Source organism: Nitrosococcus watsonii C-113, from assembly GCF_000143085.1.
In the GTDB taxonomy this organism is placed as follows: domain Bacteria; phylum Pseudomonadota; class Gammaproteobacteria; order Nitrosococcales; family Nitrosococcaceae; genus Nitrosococcus; species Nitrosococcus watsonii.
Window position 1 is genome coordinate 3309768 of record NC_014315.1, and the last position, 18803, is coordinate 3328570.

At 47.5% G+C, this 18803-nt stretch carries 19 protein-coding genes; all 19 read right to left on the bottom strand.

The annotated features are described in order from the left end of the window. Positions 1–14: 14 nt before the first annotated feature. Positions 15–1850 carry a glutamine--fructose-6-phosphate transaminase (isomerizing) gene (gene glmS, locus NWAT_RS15180; RefSeq protein WP_013221903.1) on the bottom strand — a complete coding sequence of 612 codons (1836 nt, stop codon included), beginning with the start codon at positions 1848–1850 and terminating at the stop codon, positions 15–17. A gap of 75 nt (positions 1851–1925) precedes the next feature. Continuing rightward, positions 1926–3287, bottom strand: coding sequence for a bifunctional UDP-N-acetylglucosamine diphosphorylase/glucosamine-1-phosphate N-acetyltransferase GlmU (gene glmU, locus NWAT_RS15185; protein WP_013221904.1), 1362 nt, complete (start codon positions 3285–3287; stop codon positions 1926–1928). 159 nt (positions 3288–3446) lie between these two features. Beyond that, entirely contained in the window at positions 3447–3869 is a 423-nt protein-coding gene (locus NWAT_RS15190) for a F0F1 ATP synthase subunit epsilon (protein WP_013221905.1), read from the bottom strand. Between the two features lie 24 nt (positions 3870–3893). Then, positions 3894–5270: a F0F1 ATP synthase subunit beta gene (gene atpD, locus NWAT_RS15195; protein ID WP_013221906.1), complete on the bottom strand. Its 1377-nt coding sequence runs from the start codon at positions 5268–5270 to the stop codon at positions 3894–3896. A gap of 78 nt (positions 5271–5348) precedes the next feature. After that, on the bottom strand, positions 5349–6218 hold the full coding sequence (gene atpG / locus NWAT_RS15200; RefSeq protein ID WP_013221907.1) for a F0F1 ATP synthase subunit gamma: 870 nt from the start codon (positions 6216–6218) through the stop codon (positions 5349–5351). A gap of 15 nt (positions 6219–6233) precedes the next feature. Beyond that, positions 6234–7781 carry a F0F1 ATP synthase subunit alpha gene (atpA, locus tag NWAT_RS15205; protein WP_013221908.1) on the bottom strand — a complete coding sequence of 516 codons (1548 nt, stop codon included), beginning with the start codon at positions 7779–7781 and terminating at the stop codon, positions 6234–6236. A gap of 26 nt (positions 7782–7807) precedes the next feature. Further along, the gene (locus NWAT_RS15210; protein ID WP_013221909.1) at positions 7808–8344 is read right to left on the bottom strand and encodes a F0F1 ATP synthase subunit delta; all 537 of its coding nucleotides are present in this window, start codon (positions 8342–8344) and stop codon (positions 7808–7810) included. Positions 8345–8365: 21 nt separating this feature from the next. Further along, positions 8366–8836, bottom strand: a complete 471-nt coding sequence (locus NWAT_RS15215) for a F0F1 ATP synthase subunit B (RefSeq protein WP_013221910.1) — start codon at positions 8834–8836, stop codon at positions 8366–8368. A gap of 53 nt (positions 8837–8889) precedes the next feature. Further along, entirely contained in the window at positions 8890–9174 is a 285-nt protein-coding gene (atpE, locus tag NWAT_RS15220) for a F0F1 ATP synthase subunit C (RefSeq protein ID WP_013221911.1), read from the bottom strand. A 51-nt stretch (positions 9175–9225) separates the two neighbouring features. Next, the gene (gene atpB, locus NWAT_RS15225) at positions 9226–10029 is read right to left on the bottom strand and encodes a F0F1 ATP synthase subunit A (RefSeq protein WP_013221912.1); all 804 of its coding nucleotides are present in this window, start codon (positions 10027–10029) and stop codon (positions 9226–9228) included. Positions 10030–10097: 68 nt separating this feature from the next. Next, complete coding sequence (locus tag NWAT_RS15230) at positions 10098–10469, bottom strand: ATP synthase subunit I (protein WP_013221913.1); 372 nt, start codon at positions 10467–10469, stop codon at positions 10098–10100. A gap of 245 nt (positions 10470–10714) precedes the next feature. Then, positions 10715–11590, bottom strand: a complete 876-nt coding sequence (locus NWAT_RS15235; protein ID WP_013221914.1) for a ParB/RepB/Spo0J family partition protein — start codon at positions 11588–11590, stop codon at positions 10715–10717. 7 nt (positions 11591–11597) lie between these two features. Next, positions 11598–12392 (bottom strand): ParA family protein, encoded by a 795-nt coding sequence (locus tag NWAT_RS15240; protein ID WP_013221915.1) that lies wholly within the window; start codon positions 12390–12392, stop codon positions 11598–11600. A gap of 1 nt (position 12393) precedes the next feature. Continuing rightward, a complete protein-coding gene (rsmG, locus tag NWAT_RS15245) occupies positions 12394–13038 on the bottom strand; it encodes a 16S rRNA (guanine(527)-N(7))-methyltransferase RsmG (protein WP_013221916.1) in 645 nt (214 codons plus the stop codon). 49 nt (positions 13039–13087) lie between these two features. Beyond that, positions 13088–14977, bottom strand: coding sequence for a tRNA uridine-5-carboxymethylaminomethyl(34) synthesis enzyme MnmG (gene mnmG / locus NWAT_RS15250; protein WP_013221917.1), 1890 nt, complete (start codon positions 14975–14977; stop codon positions 13088–13090). Positions 14978–14980: 3 nt separating this feature from the next. Then, a complete protein-coding gene (gene mnmE, locus NWAT_RS15255) occupies positions 14981–16360 on the bottom strand; it encodes a tRNA uridine-5-carboxymethylaminomethyl(34) synthesis GTPase MnmE (protein ID WP_013221918.1) in 1380 nt (459 codons plus the stop codon). Beyond that, positions 16324–17961 (bottom strand): membrane protein insertase YidC, encoded by a 1638-nt coding sequence (yidC, locus tag NWAT_RS15260; protein WP_013221919.1) that lies wholly within the window; start codon positions 17959–17961, stop codon positions 16324–16326. Before yidC ends, mnmE begins: the two co-directional genes overlap by 37 nt. A 167-nt stretch (positions 17962–18128) precedes the next feature. After that, positions 18129–18488, bottom strand: coding sequence for a ribonuclease P protein component (gene rnpA, locus NWAT_RS15265; RefSeq protein WP_013221920.1), 360 nt, complete (start codon positions 18486–18488; stop codon positions 18129–18131). 31 nt (positions 18489–18519) lie between these two features. Then, entirely contained in the window at positions 18520–18654 is a 135-nt protein-coding gene (gene rpmH, locus NWAT_RS16440; RefSeq protein ID WP_002814233.1) for a 50S ribosomal protein L34, read from the bottom strand. Positions 18655–18803 lie beyond the last annotated feature (149 nt).

Here is an 18803-nt window from a genome sequence, read left to right on the forward strand (position 1 = left end):
AAAACCTCTACAGCCTACTCGACAGTAACCGATTTAGCCAAGTTACGGGGTTGATCCACATCGGTCCCCTTAATAACGGCTGCATGATAAGCTAGTAATTGCAATGGGATAGTGTAGATGATGGGGGCAGTTTCGTCCTCTACGGGTGGTATCTCTATAACTGTTATCCCAGGACCGGGTTTAACCTCTGCCGCATGATCAGCAAATACATAAAGCCGCCCGCCCCGGGCTCGGACTTCTTGCAAATTAGACTTCAATTTCTCTAATATTTGATCATTAGGTGCCACCGCGATCACAGGCATGTCGGCATCAACCAATGCCAAAGGGCCATGCTTTAGCTCTCCAGCGGGATAGGCTTCAGCATGAATATAAGAGATCTCTTTGAGCTTTAGCGCTCCCTCCATGGCAATAGGGTAATGGGTTCCACGTCCCAGAAATAAGGCATTTCTAATTTCGGCAAATTGCTCGGAGAGCTTCTCAATAGTTGGACTTAGCTGTAACACTTGTTCCACTCGGCTTGGAAGAAGCAGCAGCTGCGAGACGAGACTGGCTTCCTCCTCCGCTGCCAGTTTGTGACGCCGTCCCAACACGATAACAAGGAGTAACAAGGCTGTTAACTGGGCGGTGAATGCCTTGGTAGAAGCTACACCAATTTCAGGACCTGCTCGGGTCATCAAAACTAAATCCGCTTCTCGTACCAGGGAACTTTCTGGAACATTACAGATACTCAAGCTAGGACCAAAACCTTCCCGTTTAGCCTCCTTAAGGGCAGCGATTGTATCAGCGGTCTCACCTGACTGGGATAAAGTCACAACCAAGGTATAGGGAGTCACCACCGGATGACGATAACGGAACTCACTGGCAATCTCTACCTGGCAAGGTATATTAGCGACGGATTCTAACCAATAACGACCGACCATCCCCGCATGGTAGCTGGTCCCGCAAGCTAGTATCAGCACTGATTGGATTTCATCTAAAATTTCTCCCGCCTTAGGACCAAAAACTTCATCTAAAACTCGGTGGCCACTAATCCTGCCTTCCAGGGTTTCTGCGATTGCCCGCGGCTGCTCAAAAATTTCTTTGAGCATATAATGGCGGAAGTCTCCACGCTCCACAGCGTCTGCATGAAGCTCGCTTTCCCGGATAGGACGTTCTACCTGCTTGCCCTCGACATTATAAATGGTAATCCGCTCCCGAGTGAGCTCAGCAATATCTCCTTCCTCCAGGAAGATAAAACGCTGAGTAACCGGCAACAAAGCCGCTACATCAGAAGCAATAAAATGTTCCCCAATACCTATTCCAATGACGAGCGGACTACCTCGGCGAGCGGCTACTAGATAACCAGGATCTTTGGTTGATATCACGCCTAAGGCATAAGCCCCTTCAAGATCTTTAAGTGTACTCTGAACTGCTGCCAGGAGATCGCCATGCTGCTCAAAGTAGTGATACACTTGATGCACAATAACCTCGGTATCCGTATCCGAAGTAAACTCAAAACCATCGCCTTGCTGCTGTATTCGCAATGCTTCATGGTTTTCGATAATACCATTATGGACCAGTGCAATGGCCTGCCGGCAGATGTGAGGATGGGCATTGGTTTCACTGGGCTCGCCATGAGTAGCCCAGCGAGTATGGGCAATACCTGTACGACCACTCAAAACGGCATCAGAAAGACCCTGCTCGAGTTCTATGATTTTGCCACGCCGCCGCACTCGCTGCAGGGATCTATTTTCCTCGTCAATTACTACTACGCCAGCCGAGTCATAGCCACGATATTCTAAACGCCGTAAACCCTCCACTAAGATGGGAACTACATCCCGCTGTGCAACTGCCCCGACGATACCACACATGCTCCATTCTTCCTCTTGCTTTTAAACCGGTCTATTTTCTGCACTGGTAGTAAATCCAGAGCAATTCGGTTATTTTTACTTTTTGCTAGGACGCTTCCACCCAGGTGATGATCGCTGTGGCGCCCTGCTTAGGGTGAGTTCCCCCGGCGGCGCGTCACGGGTAATGGTGGTACCAGCTCCAATAGTGGCACCCGCGCCCACCTTCACAGGAGCTACCAATTGAGTATCTGAGCCAACAAAAGCGCCATCTTCAATGATCGTCCGATGTTTACTTGCCCCATCGTAATTGCAGGTAATGGTACCTGCGCCAATATTAACTTCCTTGCCGATGGTAGTATCACCAATATAGCTCAAGTGGTTAACCTTGGAGTTATCACGGATGGTCGATTTTTTGATTTCCACAAAGTTGCCAATATGTACTCCTTCACCCAACCTTGTTTCGGGACGAATACGTGTGAAGGGGCCAACTCGGGCACGAGCATCAATCGTGGCTTCTTCAATAACGCAATTGGCCAACACTTCAACGCCTTTCCCAAGTACCGCATTACGAAGATAGCAATGAGGACCGATTTTTACTCCATCGCCTAGGATCACCTTACCTTCAATAATTACATTAATATCAATAAAAACATCCTCCCCTGCCACCAATTCGCCTCGTAAGTCAAACCGATTTGGATCACCGAGGGTAACTCCTTCTCCCATTAAACGTGCTGCCTCTCGTTTCTGATAAACACGCTCTAAATAGGCAAGTTGCTGGCGATCATTGATACCCATCACTTCTATAGGATCTGCCGCTGAAACTGCTGCTACTTTCTCTCCGCTGGTAGCTGCATACTCAATGATATCGGTAAGGTAATATTCCCCCTGGGCATTATTATTGCTCAGATTAGGGACAATCTGCTTCAAATAACGAGCCTCAATAGCCGTAATGCCTGTATTAACTTCTCTGATTTGGCGCTGCTCTGGGCTAGCGTCAGCTTCTTCAATAATTTTAGATACTTTACCAACCCTATCTCGAATAATTCGGCCATAACCATTAGGATTAGGCAGATCAACAGTAAGCAGACCTACTTTTCCCTGATCCATCATAACCAGCAGTCTTTTTAGAGTCTCAGTTTTAACCAGGGGAACATCACCAGAAAGAATCAAGAGCATTGCACCCGGCTTTACATAAGGCAAAGTCTGGAGTGCCGCATGACCCGTGCCTAACTGTAGTTCTTGCCGTATCCAGGTAATATCAGCGGCGCTAAAAGCTTTAGGTACTGTTTCCCCACCATGGCCATAAACCACAATTATTTGCTCTGGATTTAGCTGACGCGCCGTTGCAATCACATGGCTCAGCAACGGCCGGCCTGCAAGTTGGTGAAGTACCTTAGGTAAACTTGAATGCATACGCTTTCCTTGCCCCGCAGCTAGGATAATGACACTAACAGCCACTAATACCCCCTCCAAATGAATTTGTGGGAAATTGAAAACCAATAATCATTTATTTCGCACTTTATTTATCGGCTATATTAGGGCCTCCTCTAGAAATAAAAAAGGCCGTCTATAGACGGCCTTTTTTATTTCTCTTGGCAAAATACCGACTATATTTCTTTAACCTAGCTTTTTGCGTATCCTCTGAATAGCCCTAAGTTGAGCAATTGCCTCGGCAAGCTCAGCTTGGGCCCGAGCATAGTCCATTTTACCCTCTTGATCTTGAAGCGCCTCTTCCGCCCGTTGTTTAGCTGCTAGGGCAGCAGCTTCATCAATATCGGCAGCTCGCTGCGCGGTATCAGCCAGCACGGTAACAACATGGGGTTGAACCTCAAGCAGGCCGCCGGAGACATAAAAAAAATCCTCCTGACCTTCCGGGCGCTGAAGCCGAACTTCTCCTGGCTTAAGACGGGTAATCAAAGGCGCATGGCGAGGCATGATGCCTACCTCCCCCATCTCTGCCGGCGCAAATAGCATATTAACCGTTCCAGAGAAGATCTCTCGCTCAGCGCTTACGATGTCCACATGCATGGTCATGGCCATTCCCTTCTCCCTGTAGTCCTAGATTTAAAGCTTCTTAGCCTTTTCTACTGCTTCATCAATAGTGCCAACCATGTAAAAGGCCTGTTCTGGCAAATGATCATATTCACCTTCAACAATACCTTTGAAGCTTTGAATGGTTTCTTTAAGAGGCACATATTTGCCAGGACTACCTGTAAAGACTTCAGCCACAAAAAAAGGCTGAGAGAGGAAACGCTGAATCTTCCGCGCCCGTGACACGGTAAGTTTATCTTCCTCAGACAACTCATCCATACCAAGAATAGCAATGATATCCTTCAGCTCCTTGTACCGTTGCAAATTACCTTGCACTGCTCGTGCTACTTGATAATGCTCCTGCCCCACAATGAGAGGATCAAGCTGCCGACTGGTCGAATCAAGAGGATCCACAGCAGGGTAAATTCCAAGCTCTGCGATCTGGCGGGATAGCACTACCGTGGCGTCCAAATGGGCAAAAGTCGTAGCTGGAGAAGGATCAGTAAGGTCATCCGCAGGAACATAGACTGCTTGAATTGAGGTAATAGAGCCCGTCTTAGTGGAAGTAATACGCTCTTGTAAAACACCCATTTCCTCTGCTAAAGTAGGCTGATAGCCTACTGCGGAGGGCATCCGGCCAAGTAACGCCGAAACTTCTGTGCCTGCCAGCGTATAGCGGTAGATATTATCCACAAATAGCAATACATCACGGCCTTCTTCACGAAAGAATTCAGCCATAGTCAATCCCGTTAAAGCTACTCGAAGGCGGTTTCCAGGAGGTTCATTCATCTGCCCATAAACCAGAGAAACTTTATCCAAAACCTGAGAATCTTTCATCTCATGATAAAAGTCGTTGCCTTCGCGAGTCCGTTCCCCAACACCCGCAAACACTGAGTAGCCAGAATGTTCGGTTGCAATGTTACGGATAAGCTCCATCATATTAACGGTCTTACCCACACCAGCGCCCCCAAATAGGCCAACCTTACCCCCCTTAGCAAAGGGGCATATGAGGTCAATGACCTTAATACCAGTTTCCAGCAACTCCGTAGCGGGGGATAATTCCTCATAGGCGGGTGCTTTACGATGAATAGACCAGCGCTCTTCTTCACCAATCGGTCCCGCCTCGTCCACGGGCTCGCCTAGCACGTCCATGATTCGCCCTAACGTTTTAGTACCTACTGGCACTGAAATGGGAGCTCCGGTATTGGTTACCGCCATCCCCCGGCGTAAACCATCGGAACCTCCCATTGCAATCGTGCGCACGACTCCATCCCCAAGCTGCTGCTGTACTTCCAGGGTCAAACCAACGTCATCAATTCTCAAGGCATCGTACACCTTCGGAATGGATTCACGTGGAAATTCCACATCAACTACTGCGCCAATAATTTGCACAGTCTTTCCGGTGCTCATAATCTATTCCTCTTAGCGATATATAGTGTGTCTCTGTTACCTGCCCTTGCTTCAGGTTTAGAATAATTGGTAACGAAACTAGAGAGCAGCAGCGCCGCCCACAATCTCCGAAAGTTCCTGAGTAATCGCCGCTTGCCGAGCCTTGTTATAAGCCAGCTGGAGATCATCAATAAAACCTCCTGCGTTATCTGAAGCAGCTTTCATGGCAACCATTCGGGCAGCTTGTTCGCAAGCAATATTCTCTACCACACCTTGATAGACCAAGGACTCGATGTAGCGAATCAACACTTGGTCTAGGACTTCTTTCGCTTCTGGCTCATAAAGATAATCCCAACGATGCTCCAATTTTTCATCCGTTTTTCCCACACTCGCATCAATAGGCAATAACTGCTCGATTTCTGGACGCTGAGTCATCGTATTAACGAATTCATTGAATGCCAAGTAGAGGCGATCAATATTTCCTTCTTGGTAATTATCGAGCATTACCTTAACCGTCCCAATCAGATCCTCCACATGAGGACTATCACCCAGATGGGTCGCTTGGGCCGCGATGCTACCGCCAAACCTCCGAAAAAAAGCATTAGCCTTCTGACCAATAATGCAAAGTTCAACAGGCACACCTTTTTCTTCCCATTCCCGCATGGTCCGTAAAAGGGTTCTAAATAGATTGGTATTCAGACCGCCGCACAATCCCCTATCACTAGAGACAATAATGAAACCTACCTTCTTGGCCTCACGGCTAGTCAAATAGGGATGCTGATATTCCTGATGGGCCTGGGCCAAATGGCGAATTACATTACGAATTTTATCCGCATAGGGACGGGAAGCTCGCATCCGATCCTGGGCCTTACGCATCTTACTAGCCGCCACCATTTCCATAGCGCGGGTAATTTTTTGCGTATTTTTAACACTGGCGATCTTGCTGCGTATTTCTTTACCACTCGCCATAAAGGATACTCCCGCTTACCACGTACTAGTGGTTTTGAAGTTCTCAATAGCGGCCCTAAGTTCTGCCGCAATCTCATCGCTATAATCACCAGTTTTGGTAATCTTGTCCAAGAGTCCTCCATGGCTAGACTTCATATAGCCTTGTAAAGCGGATTCAAAATCTTGAATTTTATCCACTTCTACATCATCCAAAAAGCCTTCATTAGCAGCAAATAAGGATACCGCCATTTGGCCCACGCTCATTGGCGAGTATTGGAGCTGCTTCATAAGCTCCGTCACCCGTTGGCCGCGTTCAAGTTGCTTTCTCGTTGCCTCGTCAAGATCAGAAGCAAACTGAGCGAAGGCCGCAAGTTCACGATACTGCGCGAGATCTAAGCGAACGCCCCCTCCTAATTTCTTGATGATCTTAGTCTGAGCCGCTCCTCCTACCCGCGAAACTGAAAGCCCCGCATTAATCGCTGGACGAATACCTGCGTTAAATAAATCTGTCTCCAAAAAAATCTGGCCGTCGGTAATAGATATGACGTTAGTAGGAATAAAAGCAGAGACATCTCCGGCTTGGGTCTCAATAATAGGCAAGGCCGTCAATGAACCCGTCTTACCTTTTACCTTCCCCTCGGTCAATTTTTCCACATGTTCTGCATTAACCCGAGCTGATCGCTCTAGCAGCCGAGAATGAAGGTAGAATACGTCACCCGGGAACGCCTCTCGTCCCGGCGGGCGCCGAAGTAGCAGAGAAACCTGGCGGTAAGCCCACGCTTGCTTAGTAAGATCATCGTAAATGATCAGCGCATCCTCACCTCGATCACGGAAATATTCTCCCATTGCACAACCGGCATAAGGTGCAATAAATTGCAGTGCAGCTGACTCAGATGCACTGGCAGCCACGACAATCGTATGCTCGAGGGCCCCGTGTTCTTCTAGTTTACGTACTACGCCTGCGACAGAAGAGGCTTTTTGGCCTATCGCCACATAAATACACTTAATTCCCGTGCCTTTCTGATTGATGATAGCATCAACGGCTACCGCCGTTTTGCCAGTTTGGCGGTCTCCTATAATTAACTCCCGCTGACCCCGGCCAACCGGCACCATGGAGTCAATGGATTTCAAACCTGTTTGCACCGGCTGCGAAACCGACTGACGAGTAATAACGCCAGGTGCTACTTTTTCAATTGGAGAGGTCGCTTGCGCTTCAACAGGCCCACCCCCATCAATAGGAATGCCCAGAGAGTCCACGACGCGGCCTAATAAGGCTTCTCCAACCGGAACCTCCAAAATACGGCCAGTACATTTGACCCGATTTCCTTCGGAAATATGTTGATAAGGTCCAAGTATTACCGCACCCACTGAGTCTCGCTCCAGATTCATCGCTAGACCGTAAGTGTTCCCGGGAAATTCAATCATTTCTCCAAACATTACATCGGTCAGCCCATGAATACGGACAATACCATCAGTCAAGCTAACTACCGTACCTTCTGTACGGGCCTCCGTATCAGCTTCGAATCCTTCAATTCGTTTTCTAATAAGTTCACTAATTTCTGCAGCGTTGAGTTGCAGTTGCATGGATATATCCTCTTGTTAGGCCCGCTCTAATGAAGTAATGAAGCGGCCAACTGATTAAGTTTCCCGATAGCAGACCCATCAATAACTAAATCGCCAGCGCGGATAATGATGCCACCCAACAGGGATTCGTCGATTTTACGGGAAAAGGTTACCTCACGTCCTAATCGACGTTTAAGAGCACTTGCAATTTCATTTAATTGCTCCTCAGTCAGTGGCTTAGCCGAAATAATTTCAACTTCTAATGTTCCTTCGATTTCGGCTCGTAACTGCTCAAATAAGGCAGCAACTTCCGGAAGAATGGACAAGCGATCATTTTCAGCCAATATTTTAATAAAGTTTTTAGCCGATTCGGTTACCGTATCACCTCCGATTTCAACAAATAACCCGACGAGCTGCTCGGAAGTGTAGCGCGGATCGTCAATTAAAATTTGCATTTCCGAATCCCTAACCAAGTCCGCAAATACATTTAGTACCCGTGACCACTGATCATAGTTCTTTTCTGTCTGGGCCAACTCAAATACCGCATTGGTATACGGTCGAGCAATCGTTATCTTCTCAGCCATTGACTTTTTTAATTAAGATTCCTAAATCTGAGCAACTAGTTCTTTTACCAAGGCTTCGTTTGCCTTTTCATCAAGCTCTCGTTTGAGAATCTTGCTAGCGCCAGCGACGGCAATCGATACCACTTGGCTCCGCAAATCCTCACGGGCGCGATTCATCTCCTGCTGAATTTCAGCGTTAGCTGAGATCTTTAATCGCTCCCCCTCAGCTTGAGCTGCTTCCTTAGCTTCTTCAATGATTTCACCGGCGCGTTTTTGAGCCTGGGTAATAATTTCGGCAGCCTTTTCTTTGGCTTCATGCAAGGTTTCCTTGGCACGTTTTTCTGCTAGTTCCCGCTCATGTTTGCCGCGTTCAGCCGCAGCTAAACCGTCAGCAACCCGCTTCTTCCGTTCCTCCATCAGGTTAGTCAAAGGCCCCCAAAGGAAGCGGTTGACAAACCAGATTAGAATCCCAAAGGCTACCATCTGGCCGATGAGTGTAACAGTTACATTCACGGCAGCACTCCTCTACTTCTGTGGTTGTAGCTGATATTATCTTTAAATTAACCTTAGCCGCCAATTGCAGCTAGGGCAGCACCAGTAAAGGGGTTAGCAAATATAAACCACATGGACATACCCAAAACAATCATGGGAAATGCTTCCATCAAACCACCTGTAAATAACATCTGCCCCATCAACTGCGGGCGCATTTCAGGCTGCCGGGCAATACCTTCAAGATATTTGGAACAAATGAGCCCCCACCCCAGAGCGGAACCAAGACCAGCGGCGGCAAGAATAATCCCCACGCTAATAGCGGTAGAGGCATAGATAGATACAAGCAGTTCAGGATCCATACAACTTCTCCTCGTAAGTAACGAAAAATATTTAAAGAACTTTGGAGCTAACTAATGTTCTTCCTCAGTATGAGCCATAGCAAGGTAAACAATCGTGAGCAGCATAAAAATAAACGCCTGAATGGTAATCACTAGAATGTGAAAGATGGCCCACAGGGTACCTAGTATGACTTGAGGTAGCCAGGCTGCCCCAAAACCTGCTAGCGATAGTAAGGCAATAAGTAGAAAAACAAGCTCACCAGCAAACATATTGCCAAATAGCCGCAGACCTAGGGAAACAGGCTTAGCAACCTCCTCAATGGTAGTCATAATGATATTAATAGGGACCAAATACTTACCAAATGGGTGAAAAAGAAATTGTTTGATGTAACCGAGTGGGCCCTTTATTTTAACGTTGTAGTAAATAATAAGGGCAAACACGGTTAACGCTAAGGCAAAGGTGGTATCAATCTCGGTAGTGGGCACGGCTTTGAAACCATGGATGCCCATCACTTCAGCAAGCTTAGGCAACAGGTCTACGGGAATCAGATCCATGGCATTCATTAGAAACACCCATAGAAAAACTGTAATAGCAAGAGGTCCAACGAGGGGATTACGCCCAGGGAAAATATCCTTGACTTGCTGATCCACAAACTCAACGACGGCCTCTAGCACATTCTGCATCCCGCCAGGTTCCGATAAATGGAGATGGCGACCTACACGATAACTGGCATAGACTAGCAATGCCGCCAACCCAAGGCTGATAAAAAGAGTATCGAGCTTCAAGCTCCAGAATCCCATGCTCTCGCACTGGCCAATGCACAAATTTGTGAGATGGTGGTTAATATATTCTACGGGATTACTTTCGGCGCTCAACTTTCTCTTCCTATTGGTTGGTGTTATGACAAGTTAGTACGAATATTTTTCAACTCTACTCAAAAATACTAATCAGGTGCTTGAGTGGGTACGCGGTTAAATAGATACCCTAATTGGGCTATGGCAAAACCAAGCAATAGTGCCAACGGATCTAGCTTTAACATTCCCATACCAATCGCCATCAAAAGCAGGGTCAATCCAAAGCGAATACCTGCTCCTATGTAAAGTTCGACCAAAGCCTGCTTATCACCAGTCTGGCTTACCCTCCACGCCATAACAGCGGTATTAATTAAAGCAATACCGCCGCCATATCCTGCTGCCAGCGCATTATCGCCTCCCTTAACGATGGCATAAGTAAATACGACAGGAAGCACTAAAATTAGTTGAACAGCTAATAGTCTGCGCAGGGTTGCGCGCAGCACTCTTGCTGCGTAGCTCATAGTGTATATCTTCTATAACCCCAGCAGGACCGAAACGTCAGCTTTCTCATCAAAAGGTATTTTTAGCGTTAATTATTATTCTTCTTGACGTCCGTTACGGGCCGCGCAGTATAAGTGAGAGGAAACTCCACGGTCAATACCACAAACCTATCCTTACCCTGCTCATTAAGGATTTACTCTAAGGAAAGCTATCCTACCTTATCTTTCCCCGTTAAAACAATCCCAACCCGAATACACCCAAAAATTTACTTTATATGGGCGAGTATGCCGTCTAATTCATCAATACTATGGTAATGGATCAAAAGTTTACCACTGCCACTAGCAGTATGTTGAAAGCGAACCACCGCGCCTAATCGCTCGGCTAATTCCTCTTGTAAACGGTGAATATCAGGATCGAGTGACTTCTCTTTGGAACGCTTGGGGCGCTCGGGTTGCTGGAGACGGCGCACGAGACGTTCCGTTTCCCGCACCGACAATCCTTGCTGGGCAACCATACGCGCTGTTTTCCGCTGAGATTCCCCGCTCAGCGCCAACAATGCTCGTGCATGCCCCATCTCCAGATCACCATTTTCTACTAAGCGTTTAACTTCATCCTCCAGCGCTAAAAGGCGTAACAAATTAGATACCGCGGCGCGGGAGCGACCTACCGCTTGGGAAGCCTCCTGGTGAGTTATTCCAAACTCATCGATTAACCGCTGCAAGGCATTGGCTTCTTCGATAGGATTGAGATCTTCTCGTTGAATGTTTTCAATCAACGCCATTGCAACAGCCGCTTGATCGGGCACATCGCGAACTACTGCCGGTATTTCATCAAGGCCCACCATCTGTGCTGCCCGCCACCGGCGTTCACCCGCAATGAGCTCAAAGGTACCGTGGCCTCCAGGGCGGACAACAATAGGCTGAACGATACCTTGGGCGCGGATAGAATCCGCTAGTTCTTCTAGCGCTGTCGGACATATTTCCATGCGCGGTTGATATTTTCCGCGCCGGATTTGATCTAGGGGAAGGCGTCGTAATTCTTCTTTAGCTTTGGCCTCACTGATATCCAAGGGCAGTTCAGTAGCACCCAAACCTAGTAAAGCATCTAAACCGCGTCCTAATCCCCGTTTTTTTACTGCCATTATGGAATCACCTCACTTCCGCCTGTAAGGATTCTTCTCTTATCTCGCGCATGAGTACTTCCTTTGCCAGCACCAAATAAGCAACAGAACCGCGGGAGGACCGATCGTATAGCATAACGGGTTTACCATAGCTGGGTGCTTCAGCCAAGCGAACGTTGCGCGGAATAATGGTGCTATAAACTTGCTCCCCAAAATGACTCATTAGCTGGCTAGAAACCTCATTGGCAAGATTATTACGGGGGTCAAACATTGTCCGAAGTAAACCAGCAATATGCAACCGAGGATTGAGTCGCTGCTGAATACCTTCAATAGTATTAAGTAAAGCTGACAAACCTTCGAGGGCATAATATTCGCATTGAATGGGAATAATAACTCCATCAGCTGCGGTTAAGGCATTAATTGTCAACATATTGAGGGCAGGAGGACAGTCAATAAGGATTTCATCATAGTCATAACGAATTTTCTGTAGAGCTATCCGCAACCGATGTTCTCGCTTTGCCGCTGAAAGTAATTCTACTTCAGCAGCCGTTAGATCGCCGTTTGCAGGCAATACGCTATAGTTCGACTCTCCCAGCTTAATCAGTGCATTGCCTGGTGCAAGATCTTCTAACAATACGCCATAGGTGGTTGCTAATAAAGAGGATTTATCGATACCACTTCCCGTGGTTGCATTCCCTTGGGGATCCATGTCAATAAGCAACACACTACGTTTATGGGCAGCAAGGGAGGCTGCTAGATTGACGCTAGTAGTCGTTTTCCCCACCCCTCCCTTTTGATTGGTAATAGCAATTATATGGCCCATCTCAATGGTCTCCCGCCCTGCGCGGTCTTAATTTCACTAAATGGCGCTGAGCATTAATCTCCGGTACTGACAAGGAGTGTGCTTTTACAATTCCAAAATCTACAGGCAAAGCCTTAAGCTCATCTTGCGGGAATTTTCCTTTCATCGCAAGCAAACACCCTCCTGATTTACACAGATGTTCCGCCTGATTTACAAAATCAACTAATTTAGTAAAAGCACGGGTAACAATAGTATCAAACAAATGGGAAGGACGATAAACTTCAACTCTCTCACAGACCACTGAAATATTAGATAATCCTAATTCAACGGATGCCTGAAATAGGAATCGCGTTTTTTTAGCGTTACTATCCAGTAGTACAAACTCGCAACCAGGATGGGCCACCGCTAGAGGAATACCGGGTAAACCAGCGCCGCTACCCACATCTAGGATTCGCCTCCCTTCCAGGTAAGGTTCAATACTAAGGCTGTCAAGCACATGTTTCGAGATCATCTCTTCAGGATTTTTAATCGCTGTGAGATTATAGTGTTGATTCCATTTCTCCAATAACTGTAGATAAGCTAGCAAGAGCTTTACTTGGCTTTGATCAAGCTCAACTCCTAAGAGCAACAATCCTTTCTCAAGAATATTTTCTCTCCTTGGGTCCAGCTTGTTCCTCTCCTAGAGCATTACTTGGAACGAATAGAGAGCAAGGGAGCTAAACTTCCGTCTCTTCTAAAACACGTGCCCGCTTCAAGTAAACTAATAAAAGCGATATAGCGGCGGGAGTCACCCCTGGTATTCGGGCTGCTTGTCCCAAAGTGACTGGCTGTACCCGAGCAAGTTTCTCCTGAACCTCGACAGAAAGCCCCCTCACTTGATAGTAATTAAAATCTAAGGGCAGGCGCAGACTTTCGTGGCGTTGCTGACGAGCAATCTCTAGCTGCTGGCGTTCAATATAACCCGCATATTTAGCTTGAATAGCAATTTGCTCCGCCACTGCGGGCTCTACTACCATCGGTTCACCAATCAAACGCATCAGCTTTTCATAGCTGATATGGGGCCGTCGCAATAGTTCAATCAGACGGTATTCACGGCGTAAGGGCTCCCCTAATAGGGTTATTGCCTCTCCCTCCGCAATTTTACCCGGCTCGATTCGCTGCTGAACCAGCCGCTGATTTTCTCTTTCAATTGCCTTCCATTTGGTATTAAACCGCCTCCAACGAGCTTCATCCACCAACCCTAGCTCTCGCCCTATAGGAGTCAAACGTAAATCAGCATTGTCTTCCCTCAGCAAAAGACGATACTCGGCACGGCTAGTAAACATTCGATAGGGTTCGCTAGTCCCACAGGTGATCAGATCATCGATAAGCACGCCTATATAGGCCTCATCTCTTCGTGGATACCAAGGCTCTTTCCCCTGGACCTGCAGGCCCGCATTGAGTCCTGCGATCAGCCCTTGAGCTGCCGCCTCCTCATAGCCAGTAGTTCCGTTAATTTGCCCAGCAAAATAGAGTCCTCGTAGAAAAGAAGTCTCCAAGGAAGGTTTGAGATCTCGCGGATCAAAAAAATCATACTCAATAGCATACCCCGGGCGAGTAATATGAGCTTGCTCAAATCCTTGAATAGAGCGCACCAGAGCTACCTGGACATCAAAGGGTAAGCTGGTAGAAATTCCATTAGGATAGATCTCAAAGGTTTCCAGTCCTTCGGGCTCAATAAAAATCTGATGGGAAGTTTTATCCGAAAAACGGACTACCTTATCTTCGATAGAAGGGCAATAACGAGGTCCAGTCCCTTCGATTTCTCCACTATATATGGGAGATCGATCTAAACTAGCGCGGATAATCTCATGGGTACGGAGGTTAGTTCGAGTAATATGGCAAGATACCTGCTGCGGATGATCCTCCGCTGAGCCAAGAAAAGAAAATACTGGCACCGGATCATCCCCAGGTTGCACCTCAAGCTGAGAATAATCGATACTCCGCCCATCGATTCGGGGGGGAGTGCCCGTCTTCAAACGGGCGACCCGAAATGGGAGCTCCCGCAGTCGCGAAGATAGAGCGTTGGCTGGAGGATCGCCAGCCCGTCCCCCTTCATGATTAGTGAGTCCTACATGGATACGGCCGCCAAGAAAAGTTCCTACGGTGAGAACAACCGCCGGAGCATAAAAAGTGAGTCCTAGCTGTGTCCTTACTCCAACAACCTGTTCTCCTTTCACTACGAGATCGGTAACGGCCTGCTGAAAAAGGGATAAATAAGGTTGTTGTTCCAGGGCTTTACGTACCACAGCCTTGTATAAGGCCCGATCAGCCTGGACCCGGGTAGCCCGGACAGCTGGACCTTTACGAGCGTTAAGCATCCGAAAATGAATTCCAGCCTGATCTGCCGCGTGGGCCATCAACCCGCCCAAAGCATCAATCTCTTTAACTAGGTGCCCTTTACCAATACCACCAATAGCAGGATTGCAACTCATTTGGCCCAGGGTTTCAATATTGTGGGTGAGCAACAATGTTCGTACGCCCTGCCGGGCAGCGGCCAAAGCAGCTTCAGTACCCGCATGGCCACCACCCACAATAATAACTTCATATTGATAAAAAGCAGTCATGGGCTATTTTCCGATACAGAAAGTTGAGAATATCTCACCTAGTAAATCATCCGCGCGGTATTCACCCGTAATCTCTGCTAGAGAGTTTTGGGCTTGGCGTAGCTCTTCAGCAAGCATCTCCTCAGCACCTTTCTCCCTGAGAATTTTCCTAGCGACTACCACGGCAGCGCCGGCTCGCTGTAGCGCTTCCAAATGGCGCCGACGAGCTGAAAAATACCCCTCTCTTTCCCCGTCAAAGCCCGCGCATTCCTTAAGCCGTTGGCGGAGCAAATCCATGCCGGCGCCCGTCAACGCAGAAAGTCGCAATGCTATTCCTTGAGGATCCTCCCAGCGTCCAACGGAAGCGCCGCTAAGATCAACCTTGTTGAAAATAAGCGTATAAGTCACATTATCCGGTAATTCGTCAAGGATCGCCTGTTCCACTTCCGTTAAGCCACTTTGATCATCGGCAACAAGTAACACATGATCAGCGTGAGTCAATTCTTCACGAGTACGGCGCATTCCTTCCTGTTCGATGGTATCCCTAGAGTCGTGAAGGCCCGCGGTATCAGAAAGGTGTATAGGAAGGCCATCTATAGTGACATGCTCGCGCAACAAATCTCGGGTAGTTCCTGGAACATCGGTAACAATAGCTGCTTCAAAGCCTGCTAGCCGGTTATGCAAACTAGATTTACCCACATTAGGCCGACCGGCTAGCACTACCTTGATCCCTTCCCGCAGCAAAGCCCCTTGCCGGGCGCTGCGGTGAATGCTTTGTAATGTAGATTGAATCCCTTTTAAACGTTCCGCTACCGCTCCTCGTTCAATAAAATCAATATCTTCATCACTAAAATCAATATTTGCCTCTACCACGCAACGCAGTTCAGTTAACTGCTCTCGCAAATCCCGGATTTGTGCTGAAAATTCGCCGTGGAGAGAACGTAAAGCACTACGAGCAGCCTGATCCGAGGCACTTTCAATAAGATCGGCGATAGCTTCGGCTTGGGCTAAATCAATTTTATTATTAAGGAAGGCTCGCTCGCTAAATTCACCAGGACGCGCTAATCGGGCGCCTAACTGGAGAACCCTGCTCAAAAGCCAATCCATTACAGCGGGACTCCCGTGCCCTTGCAGCTCTAGCACATCTTCACCAGTAAAAGAGTGGGGCCCGGGAAAATAGAGGGCAACCCCCTGGTCAATAAGTTCACCATCACGATTGCGGAAATAACCGAATAGAGCATAACGGGGTAGAGGCACCCGCCCCGTTACCTGTTTTGCTACTTGGCGGCAAAGCGGACCAGAAACGCGAACGATACCTACACTGCCTTGGCCTGGTGGCGTAGCTATCGCCGCGATGGTATCACTTTTTAGCCCTCTTGTTCGATCTGGCGAGTAATATACCATTGCTGGGCGATGGAAAGGATATTATTGACCACCCAATATAAAACCAACCCCGCCGGGAACATAACGAAAAAAACGGTAAACATGACTGGCATCAAGGCCATAACCTTTGCCTGTATGGGGTCGGTTGGCGCCGGGCTTAACTTCTGCTGAACAAACATACTCACCCCCATTAATAAGGGCAATATGTAATAGGGATCTTTAGACGTTAAGTCTTGAATCCAAAAGATAAATGGTGCTTGACGCAATTCGACTGATTCCAGCAGCATCCAATAGAGGGCAATAAATACAGGAATTTGCACCACTATGGGCAGACATCCTCCCATAGGGTTAACTTTTTCTTTTCTATACAACTCCATCATGGCTTGGCCCACTTTTTGGCGATCATCGCCATAACGCTCCTTGAGGGCGAGAAGACGGGGTTGTAGTTTGCGCATTCGAGCCATAGATCGATAACTAGTCTGGGAAAGCTTAAAGAAAACAAGTTTCACTACAAAAGTTAGCAACACGATAGCCCATCCCCAGTTACCTACTAGGTTGTGAAACCAACTCATCAACCAGAAAAGCGGCTCGGCAAGGATAGTCAACTTGCCGTAGTCTACAGTCAAGTTTAGCTTAGGAGCTACGACGGCTAGCCGATCTTGGATCTTAGGGCCCGTAAATAAAGCTAAATTAAACTGTCCACTTTCACCCGGAGCTATTGTCTGCTGAGGAGGCATGACTCCCACAATATAGCGAGAGTTTTGCACATGCTTACCATAATAATAATTGGTTCCTTGCTCCCGAGGTACCCAGGCCGCCACAAAATAATGCTGAATCATCGCTACCCACCCCCCCGGACTACGACGATCAAAAGATTTCGAAGCTAAGTCGCCAAAATCCACTTTCTGGTATTCCTGCTCGTTTGTGGAGAAAACCGCACCCACATAAGAGCGGGCAAACATACCCCCAGACTCCGGTGGAGTACGGCTGAATTGAGCGTAAGCCCGCCCCATCCAAGCTTGATCCGTTCCATTTTCAATCTTGATATTTAAATCGATCTGATAGCTATCCCTCCGAAATAGGTAGGTCTTCGTTACCTTAATTCCATTCTCGTCTTCCCAGGTGAGGGGAACTTTCAAGATACCTTCATCTTCTATCAGTTCATAGTGGGTCTTAGGGGCTGAAAACTGTACTTTTTCATGGGTTATGGAAGGCCCGGAAGCAGCCCGTAATCCCGATTGAGTAACAAAAAGATCAGGATCCCTTTTATGCAATAATGTGACTGGTTTATTAGGTTCTTTTAAGGAAACCGGGTAATTCAGTAGCTGTACTTCATACAAATCGCCACTAGCCATTCCAATCTTGATCGCAAGGAGATCTGTCTTTACCTCGATAGTTTTTTGGTCTGGCAGGATAGGAGCGGTATCCATATCAGCCACTTCGGGTAGCGGTGCATCTGGAACAGCCTCAGGCGGAGCTGGAGAAGATTCTCCCGAACTGGCCGCGGGTTGAGGCGGTGGAGGTATAAGCGGAATGGGGCCATAATCCGTTTGCCAAGCATCCCACATTAAAAATAATACTAAAACCAAAGCAGAGAATAGAATCAACCGATAGTTTTCCATGACACCTTTTCCGTTGAATTTCCAGCATAGGAGAGCAATGATCTCTGAATGCCAGCGATAGCTATTATTAGGCTTCTATTGCAAGATAACCTCAATGGTGAGTTAAACAAAATAATTAAGTAAAGTTAGTAGCCTATAGAACAGCTATAACATTGCGGGAAAAAGATTTAGGAATCACTACACTGCTTGACTAAACGCATCCATTGGCGCTCAAGACAGCTCAGCAGTTCCGAATTTGAGCGCCGGTTAATACCCGGCTTAGACAATACAACCAAATCGCGCCCACCCAATACTCGTTGCCGCTGCCGAAAACTTTCTCTAACTAGGCGCTTTATCCGATTCCTATCAACTGCTCGGGAAAAATGCTTACGAGGAATAGCCATTCCTAGACGAGGATACTCCAAGCTATTAGAGCGATAAAGCACGGTAAACGCTTTGTTGCTAACTCGTCCTCCAGCCGTAAATGCTTGCTTGAAGTCGTCTGGGTCCGCAAGTCGCATTAAGCGAGCGAACCCAAATTGTTTCATACTGGCAAAAAACCGCCTGGGCTGTGTGCGCTTAAGCAGTAAGACGCTTCCGTCCCTTGGCACGCCGCCTATTAATAATAGCGCGCCCGCCTTGGGTTCGCATTCGGGCACGAAACCCATGAGTGCGTTTGCGCTTTAAATTTTTAGGTTGGAAGGTACGTTTCATTTTTTGAACCTATTTGACAGCTATGACGGCCTTAGAATAGCCGTAAAAACGAACCTAGTAAAATATCCGGCAATCGCACCTAATGTCAAGAGAGGAAACAAAAGCTATTTCTTCCTTGCCAAGATTGCTCGATTAAGGATAAGTTTTAA